Genomic DNA, 23,219 nt, shown 5'->3' with positions numbered 1-23,219 from the left:
GGCGGCGCCCCGAACGTCAGGCGGGAACACCGCTGTGAAAACGAAATGCCGTATCCGGCATGGTGATCAGCTCGGCTTCTCGCGCGGCGAGGAAGGCGATGCGATCGTCGATGGCCTCCGGGGCGGCCCGGCGTGCCAGCATCAGGTAATCCTCATAATGACGCCCTTCCGACTTAACCAGACTGCGATAGAACTTTGCAAGCTCATCGTCAAGCTGGGGGATCAAACGGGCGAAACGCTCGCAGCTGCGCGCCTCGATCAGCGCCCCCACGATCAGGATATCGACCAGCCGCTGCGGCTCTTCGCCGCGCACGTGCCGGCGCAGCCCCTCGGCGTAGCGCGAGGCCGACAGGTGGCGATAGACGATGCCCCGCTGCTCCATCAGCGTGACCACCTGCTCGAAGTGCAGCAGCTCCTCGCGGGCCAGCTGACACATCTTGGTCAGCAGCAGCGGCTGGTCGACATAGCGATAGAGCAGGCTCATGGCCGTGGAGGCGGCCTTCTTCTCGCACTGGGCGTGGTCGATCAGCAGCAGCTCGGGGTTATCGAGGGCCCAGTCGACCCAGGCATCGGGCGTCGGGCAGTGGAGAAACGCGAGCAGCCCCTCGGGCAGCAGGTCGACGGGGGCAGGGGCATCGGCAATGGCGGTCATCGAAGAGTCCGGCGGTACATGGTCTGGGAAATCAGGAGAGCGAGGCCCGGGCCTCGCGGCGCGCCTCGGCGGCGTCCAGCAGGTCGGCGGCGAGGCGGGCATGCAGGGTCGCGGCGTCGAGCGGCTCGACGGGCGCCAGGCCATAGCGCGACAGGTCGCGGATACGGTCGCGGCCGACCCGCAACAGCTCCACCGCCCGGGACAGCGACGGCTGATCGGCGCGAAAGCGAATCCGGTGGCGCACCAGCTGGGCCTCCAGGGCCGCGGCGTCCACCACGCTCAGGTGACGGCCGGCCACCTCGACGCGCAGGGCGTCCAGCTCGGTCATGCGCCGCTCACGCGCCTCGCCGTCCAGGGCCGGCCAGTCGCGGATCTCGTCGTCGATGCGCTGACAGCCGCGGCAGACGCGATCGCCCACCGTCGTCGAACACAGGCCCACACAGGGGGAGGCGATACGCCCCGCCATCGGCCACTCCTCTCCGTTGATGAAAGTCGCACCATGGTAACGCGACGACCGCACACTGGCACCCCGCCGGGCCTCGAACACGACCAGAGACCAAAGTTCGAAGCCCGTCATGGCCGGGATTCTTAACATTGTCGACAGTTTCTCCTAGAATACCGCCACCGTTGACCGTGCCAGGAGCCAGCCAGGCGTCACGCCGATCGGCGACGAATCCCGGGATTCCCGCCACGATCGGTCACCTCCGGCTGGCGACTGTGCGTCGTGCCAAGCGGCTCGTTGCGGCATCATCGCCGCCGCAGGACGCTCGGCCACTACCAACCAATGAGGGCCACCACGTGCTTGAAGCCTATCGCCAACATGTCGAGGAGCGCGCCCAGGCGGGCGTTCCGCCGAAGCCGCTGAACGCCGAGCAGACGGCTGCCCTGGTCGAACTGCTGAAGAATCCGCCCGCCGGCGAGGAAGAGGCCATCCTCGACCTGCTGACCAACCGCGTGCCGCCGGGCGTCGACGAGGCCGCCTACGTCAAGGCCGGCTTCCTGACCGCCATCGCCCGAGGCGAGGCCGAGTCTCCGCTGATCGACCGCGTCCACGCCGTCAAGCTGCTGGGCACCATGCAGGGCGGCTACAACATCGCCTCGCTGGTCGAGCTGCTGGACGACGACTCGCTGGCCAAGGAAGTGGGCGAGCAGCTCAAGCACACCCTGCTGATGTTCGACGCCTTCCACGACGTGGAAGAGCGCGCCAAGGCCGGTAACGCCGTGGCCAAGGAGATCATCGAGTCCTGGGCCGAGGCCGAGTGGTTCCTCTCCAAGCCGGCACTCGCCGACAAGATCACCCTGACCGTGTTCAAGGTGCCCGGCGAGACCAACACCGACGACCTCTCCCCCGCCCCGGATGCCTGGTCGCGCCCGGACATCCCGCTGCATGCCAACGCCATGCTCAAGAACCCGCGCGACGGCATCGAGCCGGAAGAACCGGGCGTCACCGGTCCGCTCAAGCAGATCGAGGAAGTGAAGGCCAAGGGGCACCAGGTCGTCTACGTCGGCGACGTGGTCGGCACCGGCTCCTCGCGCAAGTCCGCCACCAACTCCGTGCTGTGGTTCTTCGGCGACGACATTCCCAACGTGCCGAACAAGCGCGCCGGCGGCTTCTGCTTCGGCGGCAAGATCGCCCCGATCTTCTTCAACACCATGGAAGATTCCGGCGCCCTGCCGATCGAGATGGACGTTGAGAAGCTCGAGATGGGCGACGTCATCGACGTCTACCCGTATGAAGGCAAGGTCTGCAAGCACGGCACCGACGAAGTGCTGACCACCTTCGAGCTCAAGACCCAGCTGCTGCTCGACGAGGCCCGCGCCGGCGGTCGTATCCCGCTGATCATCGGCCGCGGCCTGACCGCCAAGGCCCGCGAGTCCCTGGGCCTGGCCCCGTCCGACGTCTTCCGCCTGTCCGAACAGCCGGCCGACACAGGCAAGGGCTTCACCCTGGCCCAGAAGATGGTCGGCAAGGCCTGCGGCATGGAAGGCGTGCGCCCGGGCATGTACTGCGAGCCGAAGATGACCACCGTGGGTTCCCAGGACACCACCGGTCCGATGACCCGCGACGAGCTCAAGGACCTCGCCTGCCTCGGCTTCCAGGCCGACCTGGTGATGCAGTCCTTCTGCCACACCAGCGCCTATCCGAAGCCGGTCGACGTGGAGACCCACCACACCCTGCCCGACTTCATCATGAACCGCGGCGGCGTCTCGCTGCGTCCGGGCGACGGCATCATCCACAGCTGGCTGAACCGCATGCTGCTGCCCGACACCGTGGGCACCGGCGGCGACTCCCACACCCGCTTCCCGATGGGCATCTCCTTCCCGGCGGGCTCCGGCCTGGTGGCCTTCGCCGCCGCCACCGGCGTGATGCCGCTGGACATGCCGGAATCCGTGCTGGTGCGCTTCAAGGGTCAGCGTCAGCCCGGCGTCACCCTGCGTGACCTGGTCCACGCCATCCCCTACTACGCCATCCAGCAGGGGCTGCTGACCGTCGAGAAGTCCGGCAAGAAGAACGCCTTCTCCGGCCGCGTGCTGGAAATCGAAGGCCTCGAGGACCTCACCGTCGAGCAGGCCTTCGAACTCTCCGACGCCTCCGCCGAGCGCTCCGCCGCCGGCTGCACCATCACCCTCTCCGAGGACAGCGTCAGCGAGTACCTGAAGTCCAACATCACCCTGCTCAAGTGGATGATCGCCAACGGCTACGGCGATGCCCGTACCATCGAGCGCCGCATCCAGGGCATGGAAGAGTGGCTCGAGAACCCGAGCCTGATGCGCGCCGACAAGGACGCCGAGTATGCCGAGGTCATCGAGATCGATCTCGACCAGCTCGACCAGCCGGTGCTGTGCGCCCCGAACGACCCGGACGACGCCCGCCTGCTGTCCGACGTCGCCGGCCAGGACATCGACGAGGTGTTCATCGGCTCGTGCATGACCAACATCGGCCACTTCCGTGCCGCCGGCAAGCTGCTCGAGAAGCAGCCCGCGGGCAGCCTGAAGACCAAGCTGTGGCTGGCGCCGCCGACCAAGATGGACCAGCACCAGCTGACCGCCGAAGGCTACTACGGCATCTACGGCCGCGCCGGCGCACGCATGGAAATGCCGGGCTGCTCGCTGTGCATGGGCAACCAGGCCCGCGTCGCCGCCAAGAGCACCGTGGTCTCCACCTCCACGCGCAACTTCCCCAACCGCCTGGGTGACGGCGCCGACGTCTTCCTGGCGTCCGCCGAGCTCGCCGCCGTGGCCGCGGTCGAGGGTCGCCTGCCGAGCGTCAGCGAATATCGCCGCTACATGAGCGAGTTCGACGCCATGGCCGGCGAGATCTATCGTTACATGAACTTCCACGAGATCGAGGAGTTCCAGAACGCCGCCTCGAACGTGATCCCGGTGAGCCAGGAAGCCTGATCACCGCCATCGTCACCGATGCTCGCAACATCGCGGGCCCGCCGTAAGGCGGGCCGTCGACGACCGAAGCGCCCCGCCCCGTGCGGGGCGCTTTTTTGTTGCCCCGTCCGTCCTGCCACCCCCCAAGGGGGGACTTTCCTCATCGTCTGGCTGTGGCATCATCGATGGGTTCATCGACCGAGGAGACACCCCGTCATGCCTGCCATCGTCACCCCCGATCTGTGCGATTCCTATCCCGAAGTGGCCGTGCTGGAGCCCATGTTCGTCAACTTCGGCGGCCATGAGACCTTCTTCGGCCCGGTGCGAACCGTCAAGTGCTTCGAGGACAACTCGCTGGTGCGCCAGGCCGTCAACGAGCCCGGCGACGGCGCCGTGCTGGTGGTCGATGCCGGCGGCTCGACCCGCTGCGCCATGCTCGGCGACCGACTGGCCGAACAGGCCGCCGGCAACGGCTGGGCGGGCGTGGTGATGTACGGCTGCGTGCGCGACGTGGACGAGCTGGCCGAGACCGAACTCGGCATCCAGGCCCTGGCCGCCCACCCGCGCAAGAGCGAGAAGCACGGCGAGGGCCAGCGCGACGTGCCGGTCAGCTTCGGCGGTGCGACCATCGAACCCGGCCAGTGGCTCTACGCCGACAACAACGGCATCCTGATCGCCGATGACCGCCTCGCACTGGACTGATCCCCCGCCAGCGGCTTGCCGCGCGAGGGACTCGGCTGGCAGGCTGAGGGCATGCCCCACAAGATGCCGACCACGCCTCGCCTGAGCGGCGACGTCCTGCGCAGCCTCAAGCACCATCTGCGCCCGCTGATCGCCTTTCACGCCTTCTTCACCCTGCTCGCCTCGAGCCTGCTGCTGCCGGCGGCGGGCTGGGGCCTGGCCAGCATGCTGGGGCGTCTCGACCGCCCGCTGATCACTCTCCAGGCCCTGCTCGAGGCGCTGTGGACACCGGGCGGGATGGCCTGGCTGCTGGCCACGCTGGCCGTCACCTTCCTGATCCTCTACCTGCAGCAGGCCGGCATGACCCTGGTCGCGGTGCGTCCCCGTGACAACCATCTTCGCCTGGCCGCCGAGGCACTCTGGCACAGCCTGCGCCGGCTGCCTGCGCTGTCCGGCCTGGCGCTGCTCCAGGTCGGCACGCAGCTGCTGCTGATGCTGCCCGCGGCCGGCATCGTGGTGACGCTGCACGGCCGCCTGCTTGGCGACCTCGACCCCTACTATGTCCAGCAGGTGCGCCCCCCGGCCCTGTGGGCCTTCCTCGCCACGATCGCCCCGGTGATACTGGGCTGGGGCGCCCTGGCCGCCGCGCTCTACACCCGCTGGCATCTGGCCCTGCCGGCGCTGATCCTGGAGGGCCTCGGCCCGCTCCACGCCCTGAAGCGCAGCGCGCGCCTGACCCACGGCTGCCGCCGCGGCATCGCGGCATCGATCCTGGTGCTGCTGGCGACGATCCTGGCGCTGCCGCTCGGCGTCGGGGCCCTCTTCGACGCCCTCTTCACCCCGCTGCTGGGTCATCTGCCCGAGCGTCGCGAGATCCTGCTGCCCGCCATGCTCGGCTATGTCACCGCCTACGGCCTGGTGACCCTGGCCGCGGTCTTCGTCGGCATCGCCGCCAACGCCTTGCTGGGAAGCTGCCTCTACCTGCGCCTGGCACACCGTGAGCCCCGGCCGCCGGCGCCGCCGTCGGCACACCCCGGGCGCCTGGCCTGGGGCGTGGAGCTGGGCGTTCTCGCCTTCGCCATCGCCCAGGCCTGGTGGGTCGTGCAGGGCAGCACGATCCGCGAGGAGGTCGACAACATCGCCCACCGCGGCAGCTCGATGGTCGCCCCGGAGAACACCCTACCGGCCATCGAACAGGCCATCCATGACGGCGCCGATCTGATCGAGGTCGATGCCAGGCTCACCGCCGAGGACGAGGTCGTGCTCTACCACGACACCACCCTGTCCCGCCTGGCCGGCGATGATCGACGCATCGCCGACCTCGAGCACGACGTCCTCGACGGCGTGGACGTGGGCAGCTGGTTCGGCGATCCCTTCGTGGGCACCCGGATTCCCGACCTCAAGGAGGCCCTGGTGAAGGTCAGGGGGCGAGCCGGGCTGGTGATAGAGCTCAAGCCGGACCCGGGCCATGGCCGGCGGCTCGTGGACCGGGTCGTGACGCTACTGGAGGCCGAGGCCCGGGCACGGCGAGACTGTCGCGACCGCGCGTCGGACGGTGTCGGCCGCGCGGCCTGCGGCGCCCCCGATCTGAGCTCGGGAATATGGCTGGCCGCTCAGTCCTATGAGCTGCTCGACGAGGTCGCTCGACGGGCCCCCGGGGTGCGCCGCATGCTGCTGGCCCAGCTGACGCTGCGGGGCGCCCTGCCTCGGCATGGCTACGATGTCCTGGCGCTGCGCCATAACCGCATCGACGAGCGCGAGGTACGGCTCGCCCAGCACCACGGCTATGCCCTGATGGCCTGGACCGTCAACGACCCGACCCGCATGTCGCGGCTGATCGACCTCGGGGTGGACGGCATCATCACCGACCGCCCGGCCTCACTGCGCCGACTGCTGGCCGAGCGGCGGTCGCTGGGCGACGGTGCCCTGTTGCTGCTGAAGCTGCGTCACTGGCTGCGCGACTGATCTGCTAGGCATGACGCCGGCAGCGCCAGCTTGCCAACAGGCCGACCAGCGCCACACCGACCAACGCCATCGCGCCCCAGCCCACGGCCTCCACCAGCTGTCGAAAGGCGTCGGGGGCGTGCTGGGGCCGGGCCACCATGCCATGGTCGATCAGCCGTCCGCCGCCGTACAGGACGCCGAGCAGCACGGCCAGCGGCCAGGCGCCTTGCAGCGGCGCCAGCGCCATGGTCAGCCGCCAGGGAGGCGACGGCTCCGCCTTCTTGTCGCGGCGCGCGGCATCCTTGCCCGCGGCGGCGGCATCGCGGCGCGATGGCGCCTTCTCCGTTTCCCTGGACGGTGCCTTGCTCGACGCCCTGGACGTTGACTTGGCCGCCCCCCGTCGACCCTTCGACGCCCTGGCGGCCGTCTTCTTCCTTCCCCTGGACGGGGTGCTGCGCCTCAGACGCGCGCAGGCCCAGCGCAGCATCCGCCAGACGGCCCACCCGAAGGTGACACATACGGTCAGGGCCAGCCCGCCCATTACCAGAAAATACGCCATCGGGCGGCTCCTCGAGACAATCAACCGCCCATGATGCCAAAAGCCGCGCCTCCTGTGGGAAACCAGGACCGCTCAGGGGGCCACGATGACCGGTATCATGGCCCGCGACAGGCCGCCCACCTCCTGCACCGCGCCGTGCTGCCGGTCAGGGCGAAGTCGAAGGGCTCGCTCGGGCGGCATCGGAACACCGCCTCCACCTCCACCTCAAAGGATCCACCATGGTCCGTCTCCATCGTCGTCGACGACAGCAGGGGGGATCCCCAGGAAGGCGACCCGCTCCGAATCAGTCGAGCACGTCACGGATCACGTCATGGATGATGTCGTTGGTGATGTCGACCAGCACGGCATCGGTACCGACGCGGCGCCATTGATAGCCGTCATAGTGCGGCAGGTCGCGACGGATGTCGGCATCGAACCGCTTGGCGATGCCCGCGGGCATGGGCTTGCCGCGGGCCAGGTTCTGGCGCACGCCGGGGGGAATCGAGGCGCGGTCCTGATAGGCATAGCGGTCGCGATGGCCGTGGAAGATATCGCGGATCTGCGTTTCCTCGAGGCGGGGGCCGTCGCGGCCATCACGCTCGCGATCCCGACCATCGGAGCCGCGCTCCTCGTGACGCTCGCCAGAACGCTCTTCTTGGCGTTCCTCGCGGCGCACCGTACGCTCGCGACCGTGGGCGTCATCGCGCAGTCGCTCGGACTGCCCCTGGCCGCCCTGCCCCTTCCTGGCATGCTCCGGCGGCCCGTTACCGTTGTCGGGATCGGCCAGCGCCGGCAGCGCCACGAGGCCGAGGATCAGGGCGCCGGCCGAGGCCAGGCAATGGAATCGACGCGTCTGTGAGGGCATGACGGGCATTCTCCTGTTGTCTGAAGGATGGCCGCAGTCTACCCCCTCTCGCCCGGCCAAGCGTGCAAAGGGTGTGCAGAAACGACGACACCCGGGCCGAGGCCCGGGTGTCGTGTCACTCACGGTCGCGATCGCGGGACGATCAGCCCAGCGTTTCGCCGGCCAGCATGAACCAGGTCTCCAGTACCGCGTCCGGGTTCAGGGACACGGAGTCGATGCCCTGCTCCATCAGCCACTTGGCGAGGTCCGGGTGGTCGGACGGGCCCTGGCCACAGATGCCCACGTACTTACCCTGGGCCTTGCAGGCCTGGATGGCCATGGACAGCAGCTTCTTGACCGCCGGGTTACGCTCCTCGAACAGCCCGGCGACGATGCCGGAGTCGCGGTCGAGGCCCAGGGTCAGCTGGGTCAGGTCGTTGGAGCCGATGGAGAAACCGTCGAAGTACTCGAGGAACTCGTCGGCCAGCAGCGCGTTGGCCGGCAGCTCGCACATCATGATGACCTTGAGGCCGTTGTCGCCACGCTTCAGGCCGTTGGCGGCCAGCAGGTCGATGACGCCACTCGCTTCCTCGGTGGTGCGCACGAAGGGGACCATGATCTCGACATTGTCGAGGCCCATCTCGTCGCGCACGCGCTTGATCGCCCGGCACTCCAGCTCGAAGCAGGCCTGGAAGTCCTCGGAGAGGTAGCGCGAGGCACCGCGGAAGCCCAGCATCGGGTTCTCTTCGCCCGGCTCGTAGAGCTTGCCGCCAATCAGGTTCTCGTACTCGTTGGACTTGAAGTCCGACAGGCGCACGATGACCCGCTGCGGGTAGAAGGATGCCGCCAGGGTGGAGATGCCTTCGACCAGCTTGTCGACGTAGAAGCTGACCGGATCGTCGTAGCCGGCGGTGCGCACGTCGATGGTCTGCTGCAGATCCGGCGACAGGGTCTCGTAGTCGAGCAGTGCCTTGGGGTGCACGCCGATCATGCGGTTGATGATGAACTCCAGGCGCGCCAGGCCGACGCCGGCGTTGGGCAGGCTGGCGAAGCTGAAGGCGCGGTCCGGGTTGCCGACGTTCATCATGATCTTGAACGGGATTTCCGGCATCGCATCGACGCTGGTGACGTTGCGATCGAAGGCCAGCAGGCCGTCGTAGACGTGGCCGGTATCGCCCTCGGCGCAGGACACGGTGACATCGCGGCCGTCTTCCAGCACCTCGGTGGCGTCGCCGCAGCCGACCACGGCCGGGATGCCCAGCTCACGGGCGATGATCGCCGCGTGGCAGGTACGACCGCCACGATTGGTGACGATGGCGGAGGCCCGCTTCATCACCGGCTCCCAGTCGGGGTCGGTCATGTCGGTGACCAGCACGTCGCCGGCATGGATCTTGTCCATGTCCTCGGGCGTCTCGACGACCTTGACCGCGCCGCTGCCGATGCGCTGGCCGATGGCCCGGCCGGTCACCAGGGTGCGGCCCTTTTCCTTGAGCTGGAAGCGCTCGAGCTTGCCGCCCTCCTGCTGGGAGACCACGGTCTCGGGACGCGCCTGGACGATGTAGAGCTTGCCGTCGTCGCCGTCCATCGCCCACTCGATGTCCATCGGGCGGCCGTAGTGCTGCTCGATGATCACCGCCTGGCGGGCCAGGGCCATGACCTGTTCGTCGTCGACGCAGAAGCGCGCGCGGTCGGCCAGCGGAACGTCCACGGTCTCGACCGACTTGCCGGCGCTGGCATCCTCGGTATAGACCATCTTGATCAGCTTGGAGCCCAGGTTGCGACGCAGCACGGCCGGGCGGCCGGCGGCCAGGGTCGACTTGTGGACGTAGAACTCGTCGGGGTTCACCGCCCCCTGCACCACGGTCTCGCCCAGGCCCCAGGAGGCGGTGACGAAGACCGCATCGCGGTAGCCGGACTCGGTGTCCAGGGTGAACATCACGCCGGAGGCGCCGGTCTCGGAGCGCACCATCTTCTGGATGCCGGCGGACAGCGCCACGTTCTCGTGGGCGTAGCCGCGGTGCACGCGGTAGGAGATGGCGCGGTCGTTGAACAGCGAGGCGAACACCTCGTGCACGGCCCGCTTGATGTTGTCGAAGCCTTCGATGTTGAGGAAGGTCTCCTGCTGGCCGGCGAAGGACGCGTCCGGCAGGTCCTCGGCGGTGGCGGAGCTGCGAACCGCGACCTTGAGGTTCGGGTGCATGGCGGCGAGCTTCTCGTAGCTCTCGCGCAGGGCGGCCTCGAAGGTCGGCGGCAGCGGGGTGTCGATCACCCACTGGCGGATCTGGGCGCCGACGCGGGCCAGCTCGGCGACGTCATCGACGTCCAGCGTGGACAGCGCCTCGTTGATGCGCTCGTTGAGGCCTTCGTGGGACAGGAACTCGCGGTAGGCGTGGGCGGTGGTGGCGAAGCCGCCGGGCACGGTGACACCGGCCTCGGCCAGGTTGGAGATCATCTCGCCGAGCGAGGCGTTCTTGCCGCCGACGCGCTCGACGTCGTTCATGCCCAGCTTCTCGAACCACTGAATGTAATCGTCCACGAAACCCCCCTTAGGATTGGAAACCGACACCGGAAAGTGCCTGACGCACCTTCATGAGTGGATGCGAACGACTCTATCAACGGCCTTCCATATTCGCCATTGGTCTAACAGCTAAGTCACTGAAGGTTTTTTACAACAATTCGCCGATCCGGGCATTTCCTGTAGTCGGCTTGTCTGGCCCCGCGCGAGACTCGACAATGAGGCCATTCCTTCTCCCGCCCGAGCGAGCCCCATGACACGTACCGCCTTCTTCATTTCCGATGGCACCGGCATCACCGCCGAGAGCCTGGGTCGCAGCCTGCTGGCGCAGTTCGAGAACGTCGAGATGCGCATGCTGACCAAGCCCTACATCGACAGCGTCGACAAGGCCAAGCGTCTGGTCGAGGTGATCCAGGCCACCGCGATCAAGGACGGCAACACCCCGATCATCATCGACACCATCGTCGACCAGGACGTGCGCGACGTGATTCGCACCGCGCCGGGCTTCACGGTCGACATCTTCTCGACCTTCCTCAAGCCCCTGGAGCAGGAGCTGGCCACCCACTCCTCCTACAGCGTGGGCCGCACCCACGCCATCGGCAGCGACGACGTCTACATGGATCGCATCCACTCGGTGCATTTCGCGCTGGACAACGACGACGGCGCCCGCACCCATCAGTACGACCAGGCGGACATCATCCTGGTCGGCGTGTCGCGATGCGGCAAGACGCCGAGCTCGCTGTACCTGGCGCTGCAGTTCGGCGTCCGTGCGGCCAACTACCCGCTGACCGAGGACGACCAGGACGAGAACGGCAGCCTCAAGCTGCCGCCGGTGCTGGCCAAGCATCGCCACAAGCTGTTCGGGCTGACCATCGACCCGCGCCGGCTGGCGGCGATCCGTCATGAGCGGCGCCCCAACAGCCGCTACAGCTCCATGGATCAGTGCGTGCAGGAAGTGGCCGAGGCCGAGGCCTTGTATCGTCGCATGCACATCCCCTATATCGATACCACGCGCTTCTCGGTGGAGGAGATCTCGACTCGAATGATCGCCGAGACCGGCATCAGCCGACGCTTCTCGCCGCGCTGAGCCGCCACGACATGGCCCAAGAATGAGATAAATTTTCATTCACACCCGGCAGCTAGATCGATTATCCTTCCGTTGGCGCCAGCCGACCAACATCAACCAAGGATATCGAGATGCCGACTCCGTTCGCCCTGCGCCCGCTGCGCCATGCCATCGCCGCCACTGCCCTGCTGCCGATGGGCGCCATCGCCGCCGAAGACGTCACGCCCGAAGGGGTCGTGGCCCACTATGCCGACCTGGCCCATGCCACCTTTGAGGATGCGCTGATCGCCGCCAGGACCCTCGACGCACGCATCGACGCCCTGCTCGAGGCACCGTCTGCCGAGTCGCTGGCCGCCGCGCGCCTGGCCTGGCTCGAGGCGCGGGTGCCCTATCAGCAGAGCGAGGTGTTCCGATTCGGCAATCCGGTGGTCGACGACTGGGAAGGCCAGCTCAATGCCTGGCCCCTCGACGAGGGGCTGATCGACTATGTCGCCTCGGATGATTACCAGCACGAACTGGGCAACGCCGGGGCCACCGCCAACCTGGTCGCCAGCACCTCGATCCAGATCGGCGGTGAGACCCTCGACGTCAGCGAGCTGAGTCCTGAGCTGCTCGCCGACCTCAACGAGATCGGCGGCTCCGAGGCCAACGTGGCCACCGGCTATCACGCCATCGAGTTCCTGCTGTGGGGCCAGGATCGCCACGGCTTCGAAGCCGGCAACGGCGAGCGTCCTGCCAGCGACTACCTGACCGGCGACGAGTGCACCCACGGCCATTGCGACCGTCGCGGCGCCTATCTCGACGCCGTCTCCGACCTGCTGGTCTCGGACCTGGAGTGGATGGTCGCCCAGTGGACACCGAACGAGGGCGACAACTACCGCCAGGCGCTGCTCGCCGAATCCGCCGACGAAGGCCTGCGGCGCATGCTGTTCGGCATGGGCTCGCTGTCGCTGGGCGAGCTGGCTGGCGAGCGCATGAAGGTCGCACTGGCCGCCAACTCGGTCGAAGACGAGCATGACTGCTTCAGCGACAACACCCATAATTCACACTTCTACAACGGCCAGGGCGTGCAGAACGTCTATCTCGGCCAGTACCAGCGCCTGGACGGCAGCATGCTCGACGGCCCCTCGCTCTCCGACCTGGTCGCCTCGGAGGATGCCGAGCTCGACGCCAGCCTGCGCGCCCAGCTCGAGGCCTCCATGGCCGAACTCGGTGAACTCAAGCAGGCCGCCGAAGCCGAGCAGTCGCCCATGGCCTTCGACATGATGATCGCCCCGGGCAACGAGGTCGGCGCCGCCCTGGTCAACGACGCCATCCTGGCGCTGGTGACCCAGACCGGCTCCATCGAACAGGCCGCCGGTCGCCTGGGCGTCAGCCAACTGCAGCCGGACGACGCCGGCCACACCTTCTGAGCCAGGCATGATCCCTCCTGCGGCCGCCGCCGGCCTTGCCGGCGGCGGCTCCTGTCGTCAAGCACCAGGCACGCCCATGTCTCGACTCTCCCCTTCCCTCGCCGCGTTGCTCCTTGTCCTCGCCGGCCACGCCACGGCCGCGGCGCCGCCCTTACAGGACACTCCCTACAGCGGCGGCCAAGGCTCGGTGGCCCAGTTCGACCACAACGCCTACTCGCTGCCCCTCGACAACCTGTCGATGACCAAGCGGCTCGACTTCAGCGTCGGCAACAGCTTCTTTCGCAATCCCTGGGTGGAGGCCCCGGCGAGCACCGAGGCTCGGGACGGTCTCGGGCCGCTGATCAACACCAACAGCTGCCAGGGCTGCCATATCAAGGACGGCCGCGGGCATCCGCCGCGCGGCGACGAACGCGCGGTGTCGCTGTTCCTGCGGCTGTCGCTGCCCGATGACGGCAGCGATCCCGAGACCCTACGCCGGGTCGGCGTGAAACCGGTGCCCGGCTATGGCACCCAGTTACAGAACGCCGCGATCACCGGCATGCAGGCCGAGGCCAGCATGCAGCTGACCTATGAAGAACGCACGGTCATGCTCGACGACGGCACCGAGGTGGCGCTGCGCGTGCCCGAGTACCGGATCCTGGAGCCCGCCTACGGCCCGCTGCCCGATACGCTGCTGACCTCGCCACGAGTGGCCCCGCCGATGATCGGACTGGGCCTGCTCGAGGCCATTCCCACCGCCCGCATCGAGGCCGCCGCCGACCCGAAGGACGACGACGGCGACGGCATTTCCGGACGCGTCAACCGAGTCTGGGACGAGCGGCGCAGCGAGACCGCGCTCGGCCGCTTCGGCTGGAAGGCGGGACAGCCGAGCATCGAGCAGCAGAACCTGCACGCCTTCGCCGGCGATATGGGGCTGACCTCGACCCTGGTGCCCCACACCGACTGCATGCCCGAACAGGGCTGCGAGAGCATGCTCGACGGCGGCACGCCCGAGGTCAGCGACGAGATCGCCGATTTCGTCACCTTCTATGCCGCTAGCCTGGCGGTGCCCGAGCGCCGCCACCTCGATGACCCGGCCGTACAGGCCGGCGCCGAAACCTTCAATGCGCTGGGCTGTGCCGGCTGCCATACCCCACGCCAACAAACCGCCGAGGACGCCGAACGCCCCGCCCTGGCCGGCCAGACCCTGTGGCCCTACACCGACCTCCTGCTCCACGACATGGGCGAGGCCCTGGCCGATGGCCGCCCGGAGTTCGAGGCCAGCGGTCGCGAGTGGCGCACCCCGCCGCTGTGGGGCATCGGCCTGGCCCGGGTCGTCAATCCCAGAGCCGGCTTCCTGCACGACGGCCGCGCCCGCAGTCTGGAGGAGGCCATCCTGTGGCATGGCGGCGAAGCCGAGCCGGCCACCGACGGCTACAAGGCGCTGCCATCGACGCGGCGCGAACACCTGATCCGCTTCCTGGAGTCCCTGTGATGTCACATCGCTCTGTGCTCAAACACCTCGGTCGCCTCGGCCTGGCGGCGGTGACTCTGGCCGGCCCACCGCTGTACGCCGACGACTCGTCCGAGGCCCGTGCCCGCTGGCATCAGGCAATCGGGGCCCGCTACACGCTGCTGGCCGAGGCCGGCAGCCAGCTGGAGGCCAGCGCCCAGGCCTACTGCGACGCCCCGGACGCCGAGGCTCGCACCCGGCTCGAGGACGACTGGCTGGAGGCCTACCAGGCCTGGCAAGGGGTGCGTTTCGTCGACTTCGGCCCCATCGAGCAGCAAAGCCGCGCCTGGCAGCTGCAATTCTGGCCCGACAACAAGAACCTGGTGGGCCGCAAGGTGCAGGCGTGGCTGAACACGGATGCGCCATCGACCATCGAGGCCATCGCCGCCGACAGCGTCGCCGTGCAAGGCTTTCCGGCCCTCGAATACCTGCTGTTCGACGAGCACATGGCCCCCCCGAGGGCTCTGGCCACGCCAAGGGCCTGCGGGCTGCTGCAGGCAGTGAGCGGCCATCTCGCCGACACCGGCGCCGCCCTGGTTCGGGACTGGCGGGCCTTCGGCGAGCATTATCGCGGCACCGACAGCTACACCGCCGCGACACTGCAGGCCGGCCTGCTGACACTCGAGACTCTGGAGGACAAGCGCCTCGCCGAGCCGCTGGGGCTGGCCGGCTCGGTGGCCAACGGCTACCGGGCCGAGGCCTGGCGCAGCGAGCGCTCCGTGCGCCTGATCGAAGCCAGCCTGTCTGGCCTGCAGGACAGTTTCCTGCCCGGGTTACGCCCGCTGCTGGCCGAGGCCGGCCAGCCCGGGCTCGCCAACGACTTCGCCACGGCTCTCGACGAGGCCCGCCAGCGCGCCGCCACCATGGCCCCGGGCCTGGCCCCAGCGCTGGACGACACGGCCGCCTTCGCCGAGTTGCAGGGGCTCTACGTCGAGATCAGCCAGCTGAGCTGGCTGGGCCAGCGAATCGCCGGCGCCCTGGGACTGGTGCGTGGCTTCAACGCCAGCGACGGAGACTGACATGCTGGACAGGCGCGACCTGCTGAAGGCCGGCTTCGCCGGCCTCACCACCTTGGGCCTGCCGGGCCTTGGCATGGCCTCCGCCGGACCCGCGGACGAGTGGCTGTTCAGCGCCGTGGACGATGCCGAGGGGCACAAGGTACTGGGCTATGTACCGGCCACCGGTGAACGCTTCCGGATCGCCGTCTCGGAGCGCTGCCACGGCGGCTGTCGACGCCCCGGTCATTCCCAGGCGGTACTGTTCGCCCGCCGTCCGGGGCGCTCGATGCACGTGATTGCGCCCGGAGAGCGTCGCGAAGTGGCCCGGATCGAGGCCGGCACCGGCCATCACTTCTATGGCCACGGCGCGTTCTCGCCGGACGGCCGCTACCTCTACGCCAGCGTCAACCGCATCGACGACGGCGCCGGCCTGATCCGGGTCTTCGATGCCGAAAGCGACTACGCCCGGCACGACGAGCTCGATCTTGGCGGTATCGGCCCCCACGAACTGCGCCTGATGCCCGACGGCGAAACCCTGGCGGTTGGCCTCGGCGGGATCCGTACCGACCCCGATTATGGTCGGGTCAAGCTCAATCTGGACGACATGGCCCCGGCGCTGTTGTTGGTCGACCGCCAGAGCGGCGAGATTCGCGAGCGCCACGTCCCGAGCCATCATCAGTTGAGCTGTCGCCACCTGGATGTTGGCCCCGATGGCACGGTGATCGCCGGCTACCAGTTCCAGGGTCCGGCCTGGGAGCGGCACCCGCTGCTGGCCCGCCGCGCCCCCGATGGCGGCTTCCAGGAGCTCGCCCTGCCCGACGAACTCACCGATGAGCTGCGCCACTACACCGCCAGCATCGCCGTGGCCCGCGACGTGCCGCGGGTGCTGGTCACCGCGCCGCGCGGGCATCGGGTGGTGATGCTGGATAGTTGCGACGGCCGCCTCGTGGCCAGCCATGCCCTCCAGGACGCCGCCGGCGCGCTGGGGGACGGCCAGGGGGGCTTCTGGATCTCCTCAGGGGCTGGCGACTTCTATCGCGTCGCCGGCGACGGCAGCGCCCCCGAGCGCCTCGAACGACTCGCCCTCCGTTGGGACAACCATCTTGCTTGAGAGTGGCAAGTGATGAGCCGATAGCGTGACATCGCGCCGAACTACCTGACCACCCCCGCTCTTCTGAGCCGGGCGATATCTTCCCGGGAAAGCCCCAGCTCGGTGAGCACGGCGTCGCTGTCCTGGCCGAGGCCCGGCGGCGCGCCATCGGAGGTGGCACTCTCGCCGTCGAAGCGCAGCGGGTTGGCCATCTGCGGCACCGCCCGGCCATCGGCGAGCGCCAGGGTGCGGCACAGGCCACGATGGCGCACCTGAGGATCGTCGAAGGCCTCGGTCAGGGTATTGATCGGCCCGGCGGGAATGCCCAGGGCCTCGAGATCGGCCAGCCAGGCATCGCGCGGCCGGGTCAGCAACGCCTCGGCGATCCGCGGCACCAGCGTCTCGCGGTGCGCGACTCGAGCGGCATTGGTGGCGAAGGCGGGATCGTCGGCCCAGTCCGGATGACCCAGCAGCTCGGCCAGGCGTGCGAACTGGGCGTCGTTGCCCACCGTCAGCACCAGGTAGCCGTCGGCGCAGGCGAAGGCCTGGTAGGGCACGATGTTGGGGTGGGCGTTGCCGTGGCGGGCCGGGCTCTCGCCCGTCACCCGGGCGTTGAGCGCCTGGTTGGCCAGGGTCGCCAGCTGGACGTCGAGCAGCGCCACATCGATATGACGCCCCTCGGCCCTCGCCTCACCCTGTTCGTCCTCTTCGCCCCGCTGCCGCTCATGGAGGGCCGCCAGCACGCCGACCGCGGCATAGAGGCCGGTCATCACATCGGTGATCGCGACCCCCGTCTTCATCGGCATGCCGTCGGGCTCGCCGGTCAGGCTCATCAGCCCGCCCAGGGCCTGGATCATGAAGTCGTAGCCGGCGCGGTGGGCGTAGGGACCGTCCTGGCCGAAACCGGTGATCGAGCAGCCGATCAGGCCCGGATTCACCGCCTTCAGGCTCCGATGGTCGAGGCCATAGCGGGCCAGGCCGCCGACCTTGAAGTTCTCGAGCAGCACGTCGGCGCCGGCGGCGAGTCGACGCACCAGCGCCTGGCCCGCCTCGGTGGCGATATCCACGGCCAGCGACTGCTTGCCGCGATTGGCGCAAAGATAGTAGGCGGCCAGACACTCGGCGCTCTCCTCGCGGCCTTCCTTAGCCTTCTCTTCGCCTTCCAGCCAGGGCGGTCCCCAGCCGCGGGTATCGTCACCGCGCACGGGATGCTCGATCTTGATCACCCGGGCGCCCAGGTCGGCCAGCAGCTGCCCCGCCCAGGGCCCGGCCAGCACCCGGGACAGATCCAGCACCACCACGCCGTCCAGCGGTCCACTCATTGCACCCTCCCTCCTCTCGAAGCTGCTCCGGCGTCAAGCCATCGAGGAGTCCTGTATTAGCCGGTGAAGGCCTGAATGCCGGTCTGGGCGCGCCCGAGTATCAGCGCATGGATATCGTGGGTGCCCTCGTAGGTGTTGACCGCCTCGAGGTTCATGACGTGGCGGATCACCGGATACTCGTCGCTGATGCCGTTGCCGCCGTGCATGTCCCGCGCCTGGCGGGCGATGTCCAGGGCCTTGCCGCAGTTGTTGCGCTTGATCAGCGAGATGGTCTCGGGCACCAGCTGGCCGTCGTCGATCATCCGCCCCACCCGCAGCGCGGCCTGCAGCCCCAGCGCGATCTCGGTCTGCATGTCGGCGAGCTTCTTCTGGATCAGCTGATTGGCGGCCAGCGGGCGGCCGAACTGCCGGCGGTCCAGCGTGTACTGGCGGGCCGCGTGCCAGCAGGCCTCGGCGGCGCCCATGCTGCCCCAGGCGATGCCGAAGCGGGCACGGTTGAGGCACGAGAAGGGCCCCTTGAGGCCGGTGACGCCAGGCAGGCAGGCGTCGTCCGAGACCTCCACGTCCTGCATCACGATCTGGCCGGTGGTCGAGGCCCGCAGGCTGAACTTGCCGTCGATCCTGGGGGCCGAGAGCCCCGCCATGCCCTGCTCCAGCACGAAACCGCGGATCGTGCCCTCCTCGTCCCGGGCCCAGACCACGAAGACGTCGGCGATCGGTGCGTTGGTGATCCAGGTCTTGGTGCCGTTGAGCCGCCAGCCGCCGTCGGTGCGCCGGGCACGGGTCGACATGGCGCCGGGATCGGAGCCGTGATCCGGCTCGGTGAGACCGAAGGCACCGACCCACTCGCCGCTGGCGAGCTTCGGCAGGTAGCGATCCTTCTGGGCCTCGCTGCCGAAGGCGTGAATCGGGTACATGACCAGGCTCGACTGCACGCTCATGGCGCTGCGATAGCCGGAGTCGACCCGCTCGACCTCACGGGCGATCAGCCCGTAGCTGACATAGTTCATCCCGGCGCAGCCGTAGCCGTCGAGAGTCGCCCCGAGCAGGCCGAGCTCGCCCATCTCGGTCATGATCTCGCGATCGAAGCGCTCCAGGCGGTTGGCCTCGCGCACCCGGGGCAGCAGCTGCTCCTGGCAGTAGTCGTGGGCGGTCTGCTGGACCAGTCGCTCGTCGCCGTCCAGCTGATCGATGAGGCGGAAGGGGTCATCCCAGGTCATAGGTGTGATCTGGCTCATGAGGGCGCTCCGGTGAATATCTACATTTTATTAAAATGTAGACCCGAGAAACGCCCTTGCCAAGCCAGACCAAGGGAGAAGAAGGGAGGCAACGGGAAGGCGGAAAGCGAGACCGGCCGCCGGCACTGTCGGCCAGCGGCGAGGCCTTATTCCTCCTCGGCGCGCGGCAGGATGGCGTTGAGCAGGATACCCACCAGCGCGGCGAGGCCGACGCCCTGCAGGGTGAACTGGCCGCCGCCGAGCTGCATGCCGCCGATGCCGAAGACCAGGATCAGCGACACCACCACCAGGTTGCGCGGCGCGGTCAGCGGCTTGCCGGCACGCACCAGGGTGTTCATGCCGACCACCGCGATGGAACCGAACAGCAGCGTCATGATGCCGCCCATCACCGGGCCGGGAATGGTCTGCAGCACGGCGCCGAGCTTGCCGAGGAACGACAGCAGCACGGCGATCACCGCGGTGACCACCATGATCCGCGGATTGAAGGCGCGGGTCAGGGTCACGGCGCCGGTGACCTCGGAATAGGTGGTGTTGGGCGGGCCGCCGAACAGCGAGGCCGTGCAGGTCGCCAGGCCGTCGCCCAGCAGGGTGCGGTGCAGGCCGGGCTTGTCCAGGTAGTTGCGACGCGTCACCGAGCCGATGGCGATCATGTCACCAATGTGCTCGACCGCCGGGGCGATGGCCACCGGGATCATGAACAGCACCGCCGCCCAGTGGAAGCTCGGCGCCACGAACTCGGGCATCGCCAGCCAGGCCGCCTCGCGCACCGGGGTGTAGTCGACCACGCCCATCAGTGCGGCCAGCAGGTAGCCGGTGACGATGCCGCCGAGGATCGGGATCAGGCGGATCAGGCCGCGGCCGAACACCGCCAGCACCAGGGTCACCAGCAGGCTGGCCATGGACAGCACCATCGCCCGGCCGTAGCCGATGGCGTCGCTGGTGCCGCCGGTGGCCATGTCCACCGCCACCGGCGCCAGGGCCAGGCCGATCACCATGATCACCGGGCCCACCACCACCGGCGGCAGCAGGTGATGCAGCCAGACGGTGCCCTTGAGGCGCACGATCTGCGAGATCACGATGTAGACCACGCCGGCGGCCAGCAGCCCGCCGAGGGTCGCGGAGACGCCGAAGCTCGCCACCGAGCCCTGGATCGGCGCGATGAAGGCGAACGACGAGGCCAGGAACACCGGCACGCTTTTGCGGGTCACGGCGTGGAACACCAGGGTGCCGATGCCGGCGGTGAAGAGTGCCACGTTAGGATCGAGACCGGTGAGCAGCGGCACCAACACCAGCGAGCCGAAGGCCACGAACAGCATCTGGGCGCCGACGATCAGTGTACGCAGGGGGGATTCGGCCGTCGGGGCGGTCGAGGAAGCGGTACTTTCCGTCATCCGAAGTCTCCGTGAGAGCCTGGCAGAAAAACGCCCCTGAAGAAGGGGCGTCAGAGCAATCAATGATGTATTGAATCAGCGGGTGCCGAAGATCTTGTCGCCGGCGTCTCCCAGTCCGGGGACGATGTAGCCGTGCTCGTCCAGGCGCTCGTCCACCGAGGCGGTGTAGATCTCGATGTCCGGGTAGGACGCCTGGACGCGCTCGATGCCCTCGGGCGACGCCACCAGCACGATCACCTTCATGTGCTGGCAGCCGCGCTCGCGCAGCATGTCCAGGGTGGCGACCATGGTGCCGCCGGTGGCCAGCATCGGATCGATGACGATGGCCATGCGCTCGTCCAGCTCGCCGGCGAACTTGGAGAAGTACGGCACCGGCTCGAGGGTCTCCTCGTCGCGGTAGAGGCCGACCACGCTGATCCGCGCGCTGGGAATCAGGTCGGTGACGCCGTCGAGCATGCCGAGGCCGGCACGCAGGATCGGCACGATGGTGGTCTTCTTGCCCTTGAGCTGCTGAACGGGAATCTTGTTGCCACTCCAGCCGTCGATCTCCTGGATCTCCAGCTCGAGATCCTGGGTCGCCTCGTAGGTCAGCAGCTTGGCCACCTCGCCGGCCAGTTCACGGAAACTCTTGGTGCTGATACCGGCTTCGCGCATCAGTCCCAGCTTGTGCTGGACCAGGGGATGCTGGATGGCGTGAACACTCATGGGGCGGACCTCTTCGGGGCGTGGGGATTCGTCGGCAAGCTTAGACGCACGCGGGGCGTGCGCAAATCGCGCGCCATTCTACCCGCAAGCCGCCTCGAGGTTAAGGCGGCCGTTGAACCGCGCCCGTAAAGTCACGATCGTCGGGAAAAAGGCGCGATAAAGGGCGACAACATCGCGGGGAAAGGCCGTTTCCGGGCAATGCCTACCCCCGGAAACGGTACGTTCACTCCGCCGCGGCCGGCAGCTGCCAGTCGATCGGCTCGCGGCCATGCTCGGCCAGGAAGGCGTTGGCACGCGAGAAGTGGTGATTGCCGAAGAAGCCGCGGTGCGCCGACAGCGGTGACGGGTGCGGCGACTCCAGCACCAGGTGGCGCGAGGTGTCGATCAGCGCCTTCTTCTGGCGGGCGTGACTGCCCCACAGCAGGAACACCGTGGGGCCGGCATGTTCGTTGACCGTGGCGATGGCGCGGTCGGTGAACGCCTCCCAGCCCTTGCCGCGATGGGAGCCGGCGTTGCCCTGCTCCACCGTCAGCGAGGTGTTGAGCAGCAGCACGCCCTGGCGCGCCCAGTGCTCCAGATTGCCGTGGTCGACGGGCTCGAAGCCGACGTCGGCGGCCAGCTCCTTGTAGACGTTGACCAGCGACGGCGGAATGCGCACCCCGGGGCGCACCGAAAAGCACAGGCCGTGGGCCTGGCCCGGACCGTGGTACGGGTCCTGCCCCAGGATCACCACCTTGACCCGATCCAGCGGGGTCAGCTCGAAGGCGCGGAACCAGTGCGAGGAGTGCGGGTAGATGACCTTGTGGGCGGCCTTCTCGGCCGCCAGGAAATCACGCAGCGCCTGCATGTAGGGCGCGGCGAACTCGTCGCCGAGCCAGCGCTGCCAGCTGTCGGGTAGCGGGCCATTCATGGTCAGCGCTTGACCCGATCGGCCAGGGGTTCGACATAGGCCACCCCCATGTCCCAGGGGAACTGGATCCAGCAGTCCTGGCCCACCTCGGTGAGGTACTGGTCGACCAGCGGGCGCCCCTCCGGCTTGGCGTAGACGGTGACGAAGTGTGCCTTGGGCAGCAGCTCGCGCACCTTGCGCGCGGTCTTGCCGGTATCGACGAGATCGTCCACCAGCAGCCAGCCGTCGCCGTCGTGGTCGACGCCCTTCATCACCTCGAGCGCTCCCTGGTCCTGGCCCTCGTAGCTCTTGATGCAGATGGTGTCGATCAATCGCACGTTGAGCTCGCGGGCGATCAGCGCCGCTGGAATCAGGCCGCCGCGGGTGATGGCGACGATGCCTTGAAAGTCGCGTTCGACCAGTCGATGGCAAAGCTCGCGCACGTCGCGGTGGAGCTGGTCCCAGGACACGGTGAAGTGCTGGTGATAGCGATGACTCATGATGGCGTCACTCGTCCTCGGTGAAGGAACAGACCGCGAAGACGTTGAAGCCGGCCTCGCGGATACGATCGGCGCCGCCCAGATCCGGGAGGTCGACGATGGTGGACGTCTCCACCACATGGCCGCCGCTACGGGTGATCAGCTTGGCCGCGGCCAGCATGGTGCCGCCGGTGGCGATCAGGTCGTCGACCACCAGGATGCGGTCGCCCTCGCGGAAGGCGTCGCTGTGCAGTTCGACCTCGGCCTCACCGTATTCCAGCGTATAGGTCTCGCTGATGGTCTTGAACGGCAGCTTGCCCTTCTTGCGCACCGGCACGAAGCTGCAACCCAGCTCGTAGGCCAGCGGCGCACCGACGATGAAGCCGCGGGCATCGATGGCGGCGATGGCGTCGAGCTCCAGGTCCTGGTAGCGGTGCACGAAGCTGTCGATCAGCTTGCGGAAGGCCGAGCTGTTCTGCAGCAGCGGCGTGATGTCACGGAAGTTGACGCCCGGCTGCGGCCAGTCGGGGACGGTGCGGATGACGGACTTGATGTAGTCGCCGTAGATGCTCATCGCGATTC

General features: G+C 68.2%; 20 protein-coding genes. 8 read left to right on the top strand and 12 right to left on the bottom strand.

Annotated features, from left to right (window positions below; genetic code table 11):
• Positions 1-16 precede the first annotated feature (16 nt).
• Both FIU88_RS07765 and FIU88_RS07760 read right to left on the bottom strand, forming a co-directional pair.
• Complete coding sequence (locus tag FIU88_RS07765; protein WP_152478783.1) at positions 17-652, bottom strand: tRNA-(ms[2]io[6]A)-hydroxylase; 636 nt, start codon at positions 650-652, stop codon at positions 17-19.
• A 31-nt stretch (positions 653-683) separates the two neighbouring features.
• A complete protein-coding gene (locus tag FIU88_RS07760) occupies positions 684-1,118 on the bottom strand; it encodes a DUF1289 domain-containing protein (protein ID WP_152478782.1) in 435 nt (144 codons plus the stop codon).
• Positions 1,119-1,450: 332 nt separating this feature from the next.
• On the opposite strand from FIU88_RS07760, the gene acnB reads away from it, so the two are divergent.
• The 3 genes from acnB (at position 1,451) to FIU88_RS07745 (ending at position 6,679) form a co-directional block, all read left to right on the top strand.
• Entirely contained in the window at positions 1,451-4,054 is a 2,604-nt protein-coding gene (gene acnB, locus FIU88_RS07755) for a bifunctional aconitate hydratase 2/2-methylisocitrate dehydratase (RefSeq protein WP_016854714.1), read from the top strand.
• Positions 4,055-4,249: 195 nt separating this feature from the next.
• Positions 4,250-4,735: a ribonuclease E activity regulator RraA gene (gene rraA, locus FIU88_RS07750; protein ID WP_152478781.1), complete on the top strand. Its 486-nt coding sequence runs from the start codon at positions 4,250-4,252 to the stop codon at positions 4,733-4,735.
• 51 nt (positions 4,736-4,786) lie between these two features.
• Positions 4,787-6,679, top strand: coding sequence for a glycerophosphodiester phosphodiesterase family protein (locus FIU88_RS07745; RefSeq protein WP_152478780.1), 1,893 nt, complete (start codon positions 4,787-4,789; stop codon positions 6,677-6,679).
• 4 nt (positions 6,680-6,683) lie between these two features.
• Here FIU88_RS07745 and FIU88_RS07740 read toward each other — a convergent pair whose 3' ends face one another.
• The 3 genes from FIU88_RS07740 to ppsA form a co-directional block, all read right to left on the bottom strand.
• On the bottom strand, positions 6,684-7,217 hold the full coding sequence (locus FIU88_RS07740) for a hypothetical protein (protein WP_152478779.1): 534 nt from the start codon (positions 7,215-7,217) through the stop codon (positions 6,684-6,686).
• Positions 7,218-7,500: 283 nt separating this feature from the next.
• On the bottom strand, positions 7,501-8,061 hold the full coding sequence (locus tag FIU88_RS07735; protein WP_172977675.1) for an anti-virulence regulator CigR family protein: 561 nt from the start codon (positions 8,059-8,061) through the stop codon (positions 7,501-7,503).
• A gap of 142 nt (positions 8,062-8,203) precedes the next feature.
• Positions 8,204-10,576, bottom strand: a complete 2,373-nt coding sequence (ppsA, locus tag FIU88_RS07730) for a phosphoenolpyruvate synthase (RefSeq protein WP_016854708.1) — start codon at positions 10,574-10,576, stop codon at positions 8,204-8,206.
• A gap of 232 nt (positions 10,577-10,808) precedes the next feature.
• Here ppsA and FIU88_RS07725 point away from each other — a divergent pair, with 232 nt between their 5' ends.
• From FIU88_RS07725 to FIU88_RS07705, 5 genes are all read left to right on the top strand, one after another.
• Positions 10,809-11,642, top strand: a complete 834-nt coding sequence (locus tag FIU88_RS07725) for a pyruvate, water dikinase regulatory protein (protein ID WP_016854707.1) — start codon at positions 10,809-10,811, stop codon at positions 11,640-11,642.
• A 110-nt stretch (positions 11,643-11,752) separates the two neighbouring features.
• Positions 11,753-13,033: an imelysin family protein gene (locus FIU88_RS07720; RefSeq protein ID WP_152478777.1), complete on the top strand. Its 1,281-nt coding sequence runs from the start codon at positions 11,753-11,755 to the stop codon at positions 13,031-13,033.
• Positions 13,034-13,109: 76 nt separating this feature from the next.
• Positions 13,110-14,507: a di-heme oxidoredictase family protein gene (locus FIU88_RS07715; RefSeq protein ID WP_152478776.1), complete on the top strand. Its 1,398-nt coding sequence runs from the start codon at positions 13,110-13,112 to the stop codon at positions 14,505-14,507.
• A complete protein-coding gene (locus tag FIU88_RS07710; RefSeq protein WP_152478775.1) occupies positions 14,507-15,544 on the top strand; it encodes an imelysin family protein in 1,038 nt (345 codons plus the stop codon). The genes FIU88_RS07715 and FIU88_RS07710 overlap by 1 nt, the downstream gene beginning before the upstream one ends.
• A 1-nt stretch (position 15,545) precedes the next feature.
• Positions 15,546-16,634 carry a DUF1513 domain-containing protein gene (locus FIU88_RS07705; RefSeq protein WP_152478774.1) on the top strand — a complete coding sequence of 363 codons (1,089 nt, stop codon included), beginning with the start codon at positions 15,546-15,548 and terminating at the stop codon, positions 16,632-16,634.
• Between the two features lie 41 nt (positions 16,635-16,675).
• Here FIU88_RS07705 and FIU88_RS07700 read toward each other — a convergent pair whose 3' ends face one another.
• From FIU88_RS07700 to FIU88_RS07670, 7 genes are all read right to left on the bottom strand, one after another.
• Positions 16,676-17,935 (bottom strand): CaiB/BaiF CoA-transferase family protein, encoded by a 1,260-nt coding sequence (locus FIU88_RS07700; protein ID WP_152478773.1) that lies wholly within the window; start codon positions 17,933-17,935, stop codon positions 16,676-16,678.
• A 56-nt stretch (positions 17,936-17,991) separates the two neighbouring features.
• Entirely contained in the window at positions 17,992-19,173 is a 1,182-nt protein-coding gene (locus tag FIU88_RS07695) for an acyl-CoA dehydrogenase (RefSeq protein ID WP_152478772.1), read from the bottom strand.
• Between the two features lie 146 nt (positions 19,174-19,319).
• Positions 19,320-20,564, bottom strand: a complete 1,245-nt coding sequence (locus FIU88_RS07690; RefSeq protein WP_152478771.1) for a uracil-xanthine permease family protein — start codon at positions 20,562-20,564, stop codon at positions 19,320-19,322.
• A 75-nt stretch (positions 20,565-20,639) separates the two neighbouring features.
• Complete coding sequence (gene upp / locus FIU88_RS07685; protein WP_016854703.1) at positions 20,640-21,269, bottom strand: uracil phosphoribosyltransferase; 630 nt, start codon at positions 21,267-21,269, stop codon at positions 20,640-20,642.
• Positions 21,270-21,492: 223 nt separating this feature from the next.
• On the bottom strand, positions 21,493-22,179 hold the full coding sequence (gene ung / locus FIU88_RS07680; RefSeq protein WP_152478770.1) for a uracil-DNA glycosylase: 687 nt from the start codon (positions 22,177-22,179) through the stop codon (positions 21,493-21,495).
• A gap of 2 nt (positions 22,180-22,181) precedes the next feature.
• Entirely contained in the window at positions 22,182-22,661 is a 480-nt protein-coding gene (gene gpt / locus FIU88_RS07675; RefSeq protein ID WP_152480168.1) for a xanthine phosphoribosyltransferase, read from the bottom strand.
• Between the two features lie 4 nt (positions 22,662-22,665).
• On the bottom strand, positions 22,666-23,211 hold the full coding sequence (locus FIU88_RS07670) for an adenine phosphoribosyltransferase (RefSeq protein ID WP_016854700.1): 546 nt from the start codon (positions 23,209-23,211) through the stop codon (positions 22,666-22,668).
• Positions 23,212-23,219 lie beyond the last annotated feature (8 nt).

It is taken from the genome of Halomonas sp. THAF12 (assembly GCF_009363675.1).
Classification (GTDB): domain Bacteria; phylum Pseudomonadota; class Gammaproteobacteria; order Pseudomonadales; family Halomonadaceae; genus Halomonas; species Halomonas smyrnensis.
The sequence above is the reverse complement of the archived record's forward strand: the minus strand, read 5'-3'. Positions and strand labels throughout refer to the sequence as shown.

Excerpts from the sequence above, each read along its gene's own strand:
- FIU88_RS07725 (WP_016854707.1), top strand. The coding sequence starts at position 10,809 with ATGACACGTACCGCCTTCTTCATTTCCGATGGCACCGGCATCACCGCC.
- FIU88_RS07690 (WP_152478771.1), bottom strand. The coding sequence starts at position 20,564 with ATGACGGAAAGTACCGCTTCCTCGACCGCCCCGACGGCCGAATCCCCC.
- FIU88_RS07670 (WP_016854700.1), bottom strand. The coding sequence starts at position 23,211 with ATGAGCATCTACGGCGACTACATCAAGTCCGTCATCCGCACCGTCCCC.
- FIU88_RS07705 (WP_152478774.1), top strand. The coding sequence starts at position 15,546 with ATGCTGGACAGGCGCGACCTGCTGAAGGCCGGCTTCGCCGGCCTCACC.
- FIU88_RS07715 (WP_152478776.1), top strand. The coding sequence starts at position 13,110 with ATGTCTCGACTCTCCCCTTCCCTCGCCGCGTTGCTCCTTGTCCTCGCC.
- FIU88_RS07745 (WP_152478780.1), top strand. The coding sequence starts at position 4,787 with ATGCCCCACAAGATGCCGACCACGCCTCGCCTGAGCGGCGACGTCCTG.
- ung (WP_152478770.1), bottom strand. The coding sequence starts at position 22,179 with ATGAATGGCCCGCTACCCGACAGCTGGCAGCGCTGGCTCGGCGACGAG.
- FIU88_RS07720 (WP_152478777.1), top strand. The coding sequence starts at position 11,753 with ATGCCGACTCCGTTCGCCCTGCGCCCGCTGCGCCATGCCATCGCCGCC.
- FIU88_RS07760 (WP_152478782.1), bottom strand. The coding sequence starts at position 1,118 with ATGGCGGGGCGTATCGCCTCCCCCTGTGTGGGCCTGTGTTCGACGACG.
- FIU88_RS07735 (WP_172977675.1), bottom strand. The coding sequence starts at position 8,061 with ATGCCCTCACAGACGCGTCGATTCCATTGCCTGGCCTCGGCCGGCGCC.
- FIU88_RS07710 (WP_152478775.1), top strand. The coding sequence starts at position 14,507 with ATGTCACATCGCTCTGTGCTCAAACACCTCGGTCGCCTCGGCCTGGCG.
- rraA (WP_152478781.1), top strand. The coding sequence starts at position 4,250 with ATGCCTGCCATCGTCACCCCCGATCTGTGCGATTCCTATCCCGAAGTG.
- FIU88_RS07765 (WP_152478783.1), bottom strand. The coding sequence starts at position 652 with ATGACCGCCATTGCCGATGCCCCTGCCCCCGTCGACCTGCTGCCCGAG.
- FIU88_RS07695 (WP_152478772.1), bottom strand. The coding sequence starts at position 19,173 with ATGAGCCAGATCACACCTATGACCTGGGATGACCCCTTCCGCCTCATC.
- upp (WP_016854703.1), bottom strand. The coding sequence starts at position 21,269 with ATGAGTGTTCACGCCATCCAGCATCCCCTGGTCCAGCACAAGCTGGGA.
- FIU88_RS07700 (WP_152478773.1), bottom strand. The coding sequence starts at position 17,935 with ATGAGTGGACCGCTGGACGGCGTGGTGGTGCTGGATCTGTCCCGGGTG.
- FIU88_RS07740 (WP_152478779.1), bottom strand. The coding sequence starts at position 7,217 with ATGGCGTATTTTCTGGTAATGGGCGGGCTGGCCCTGACCGTATGTGTC.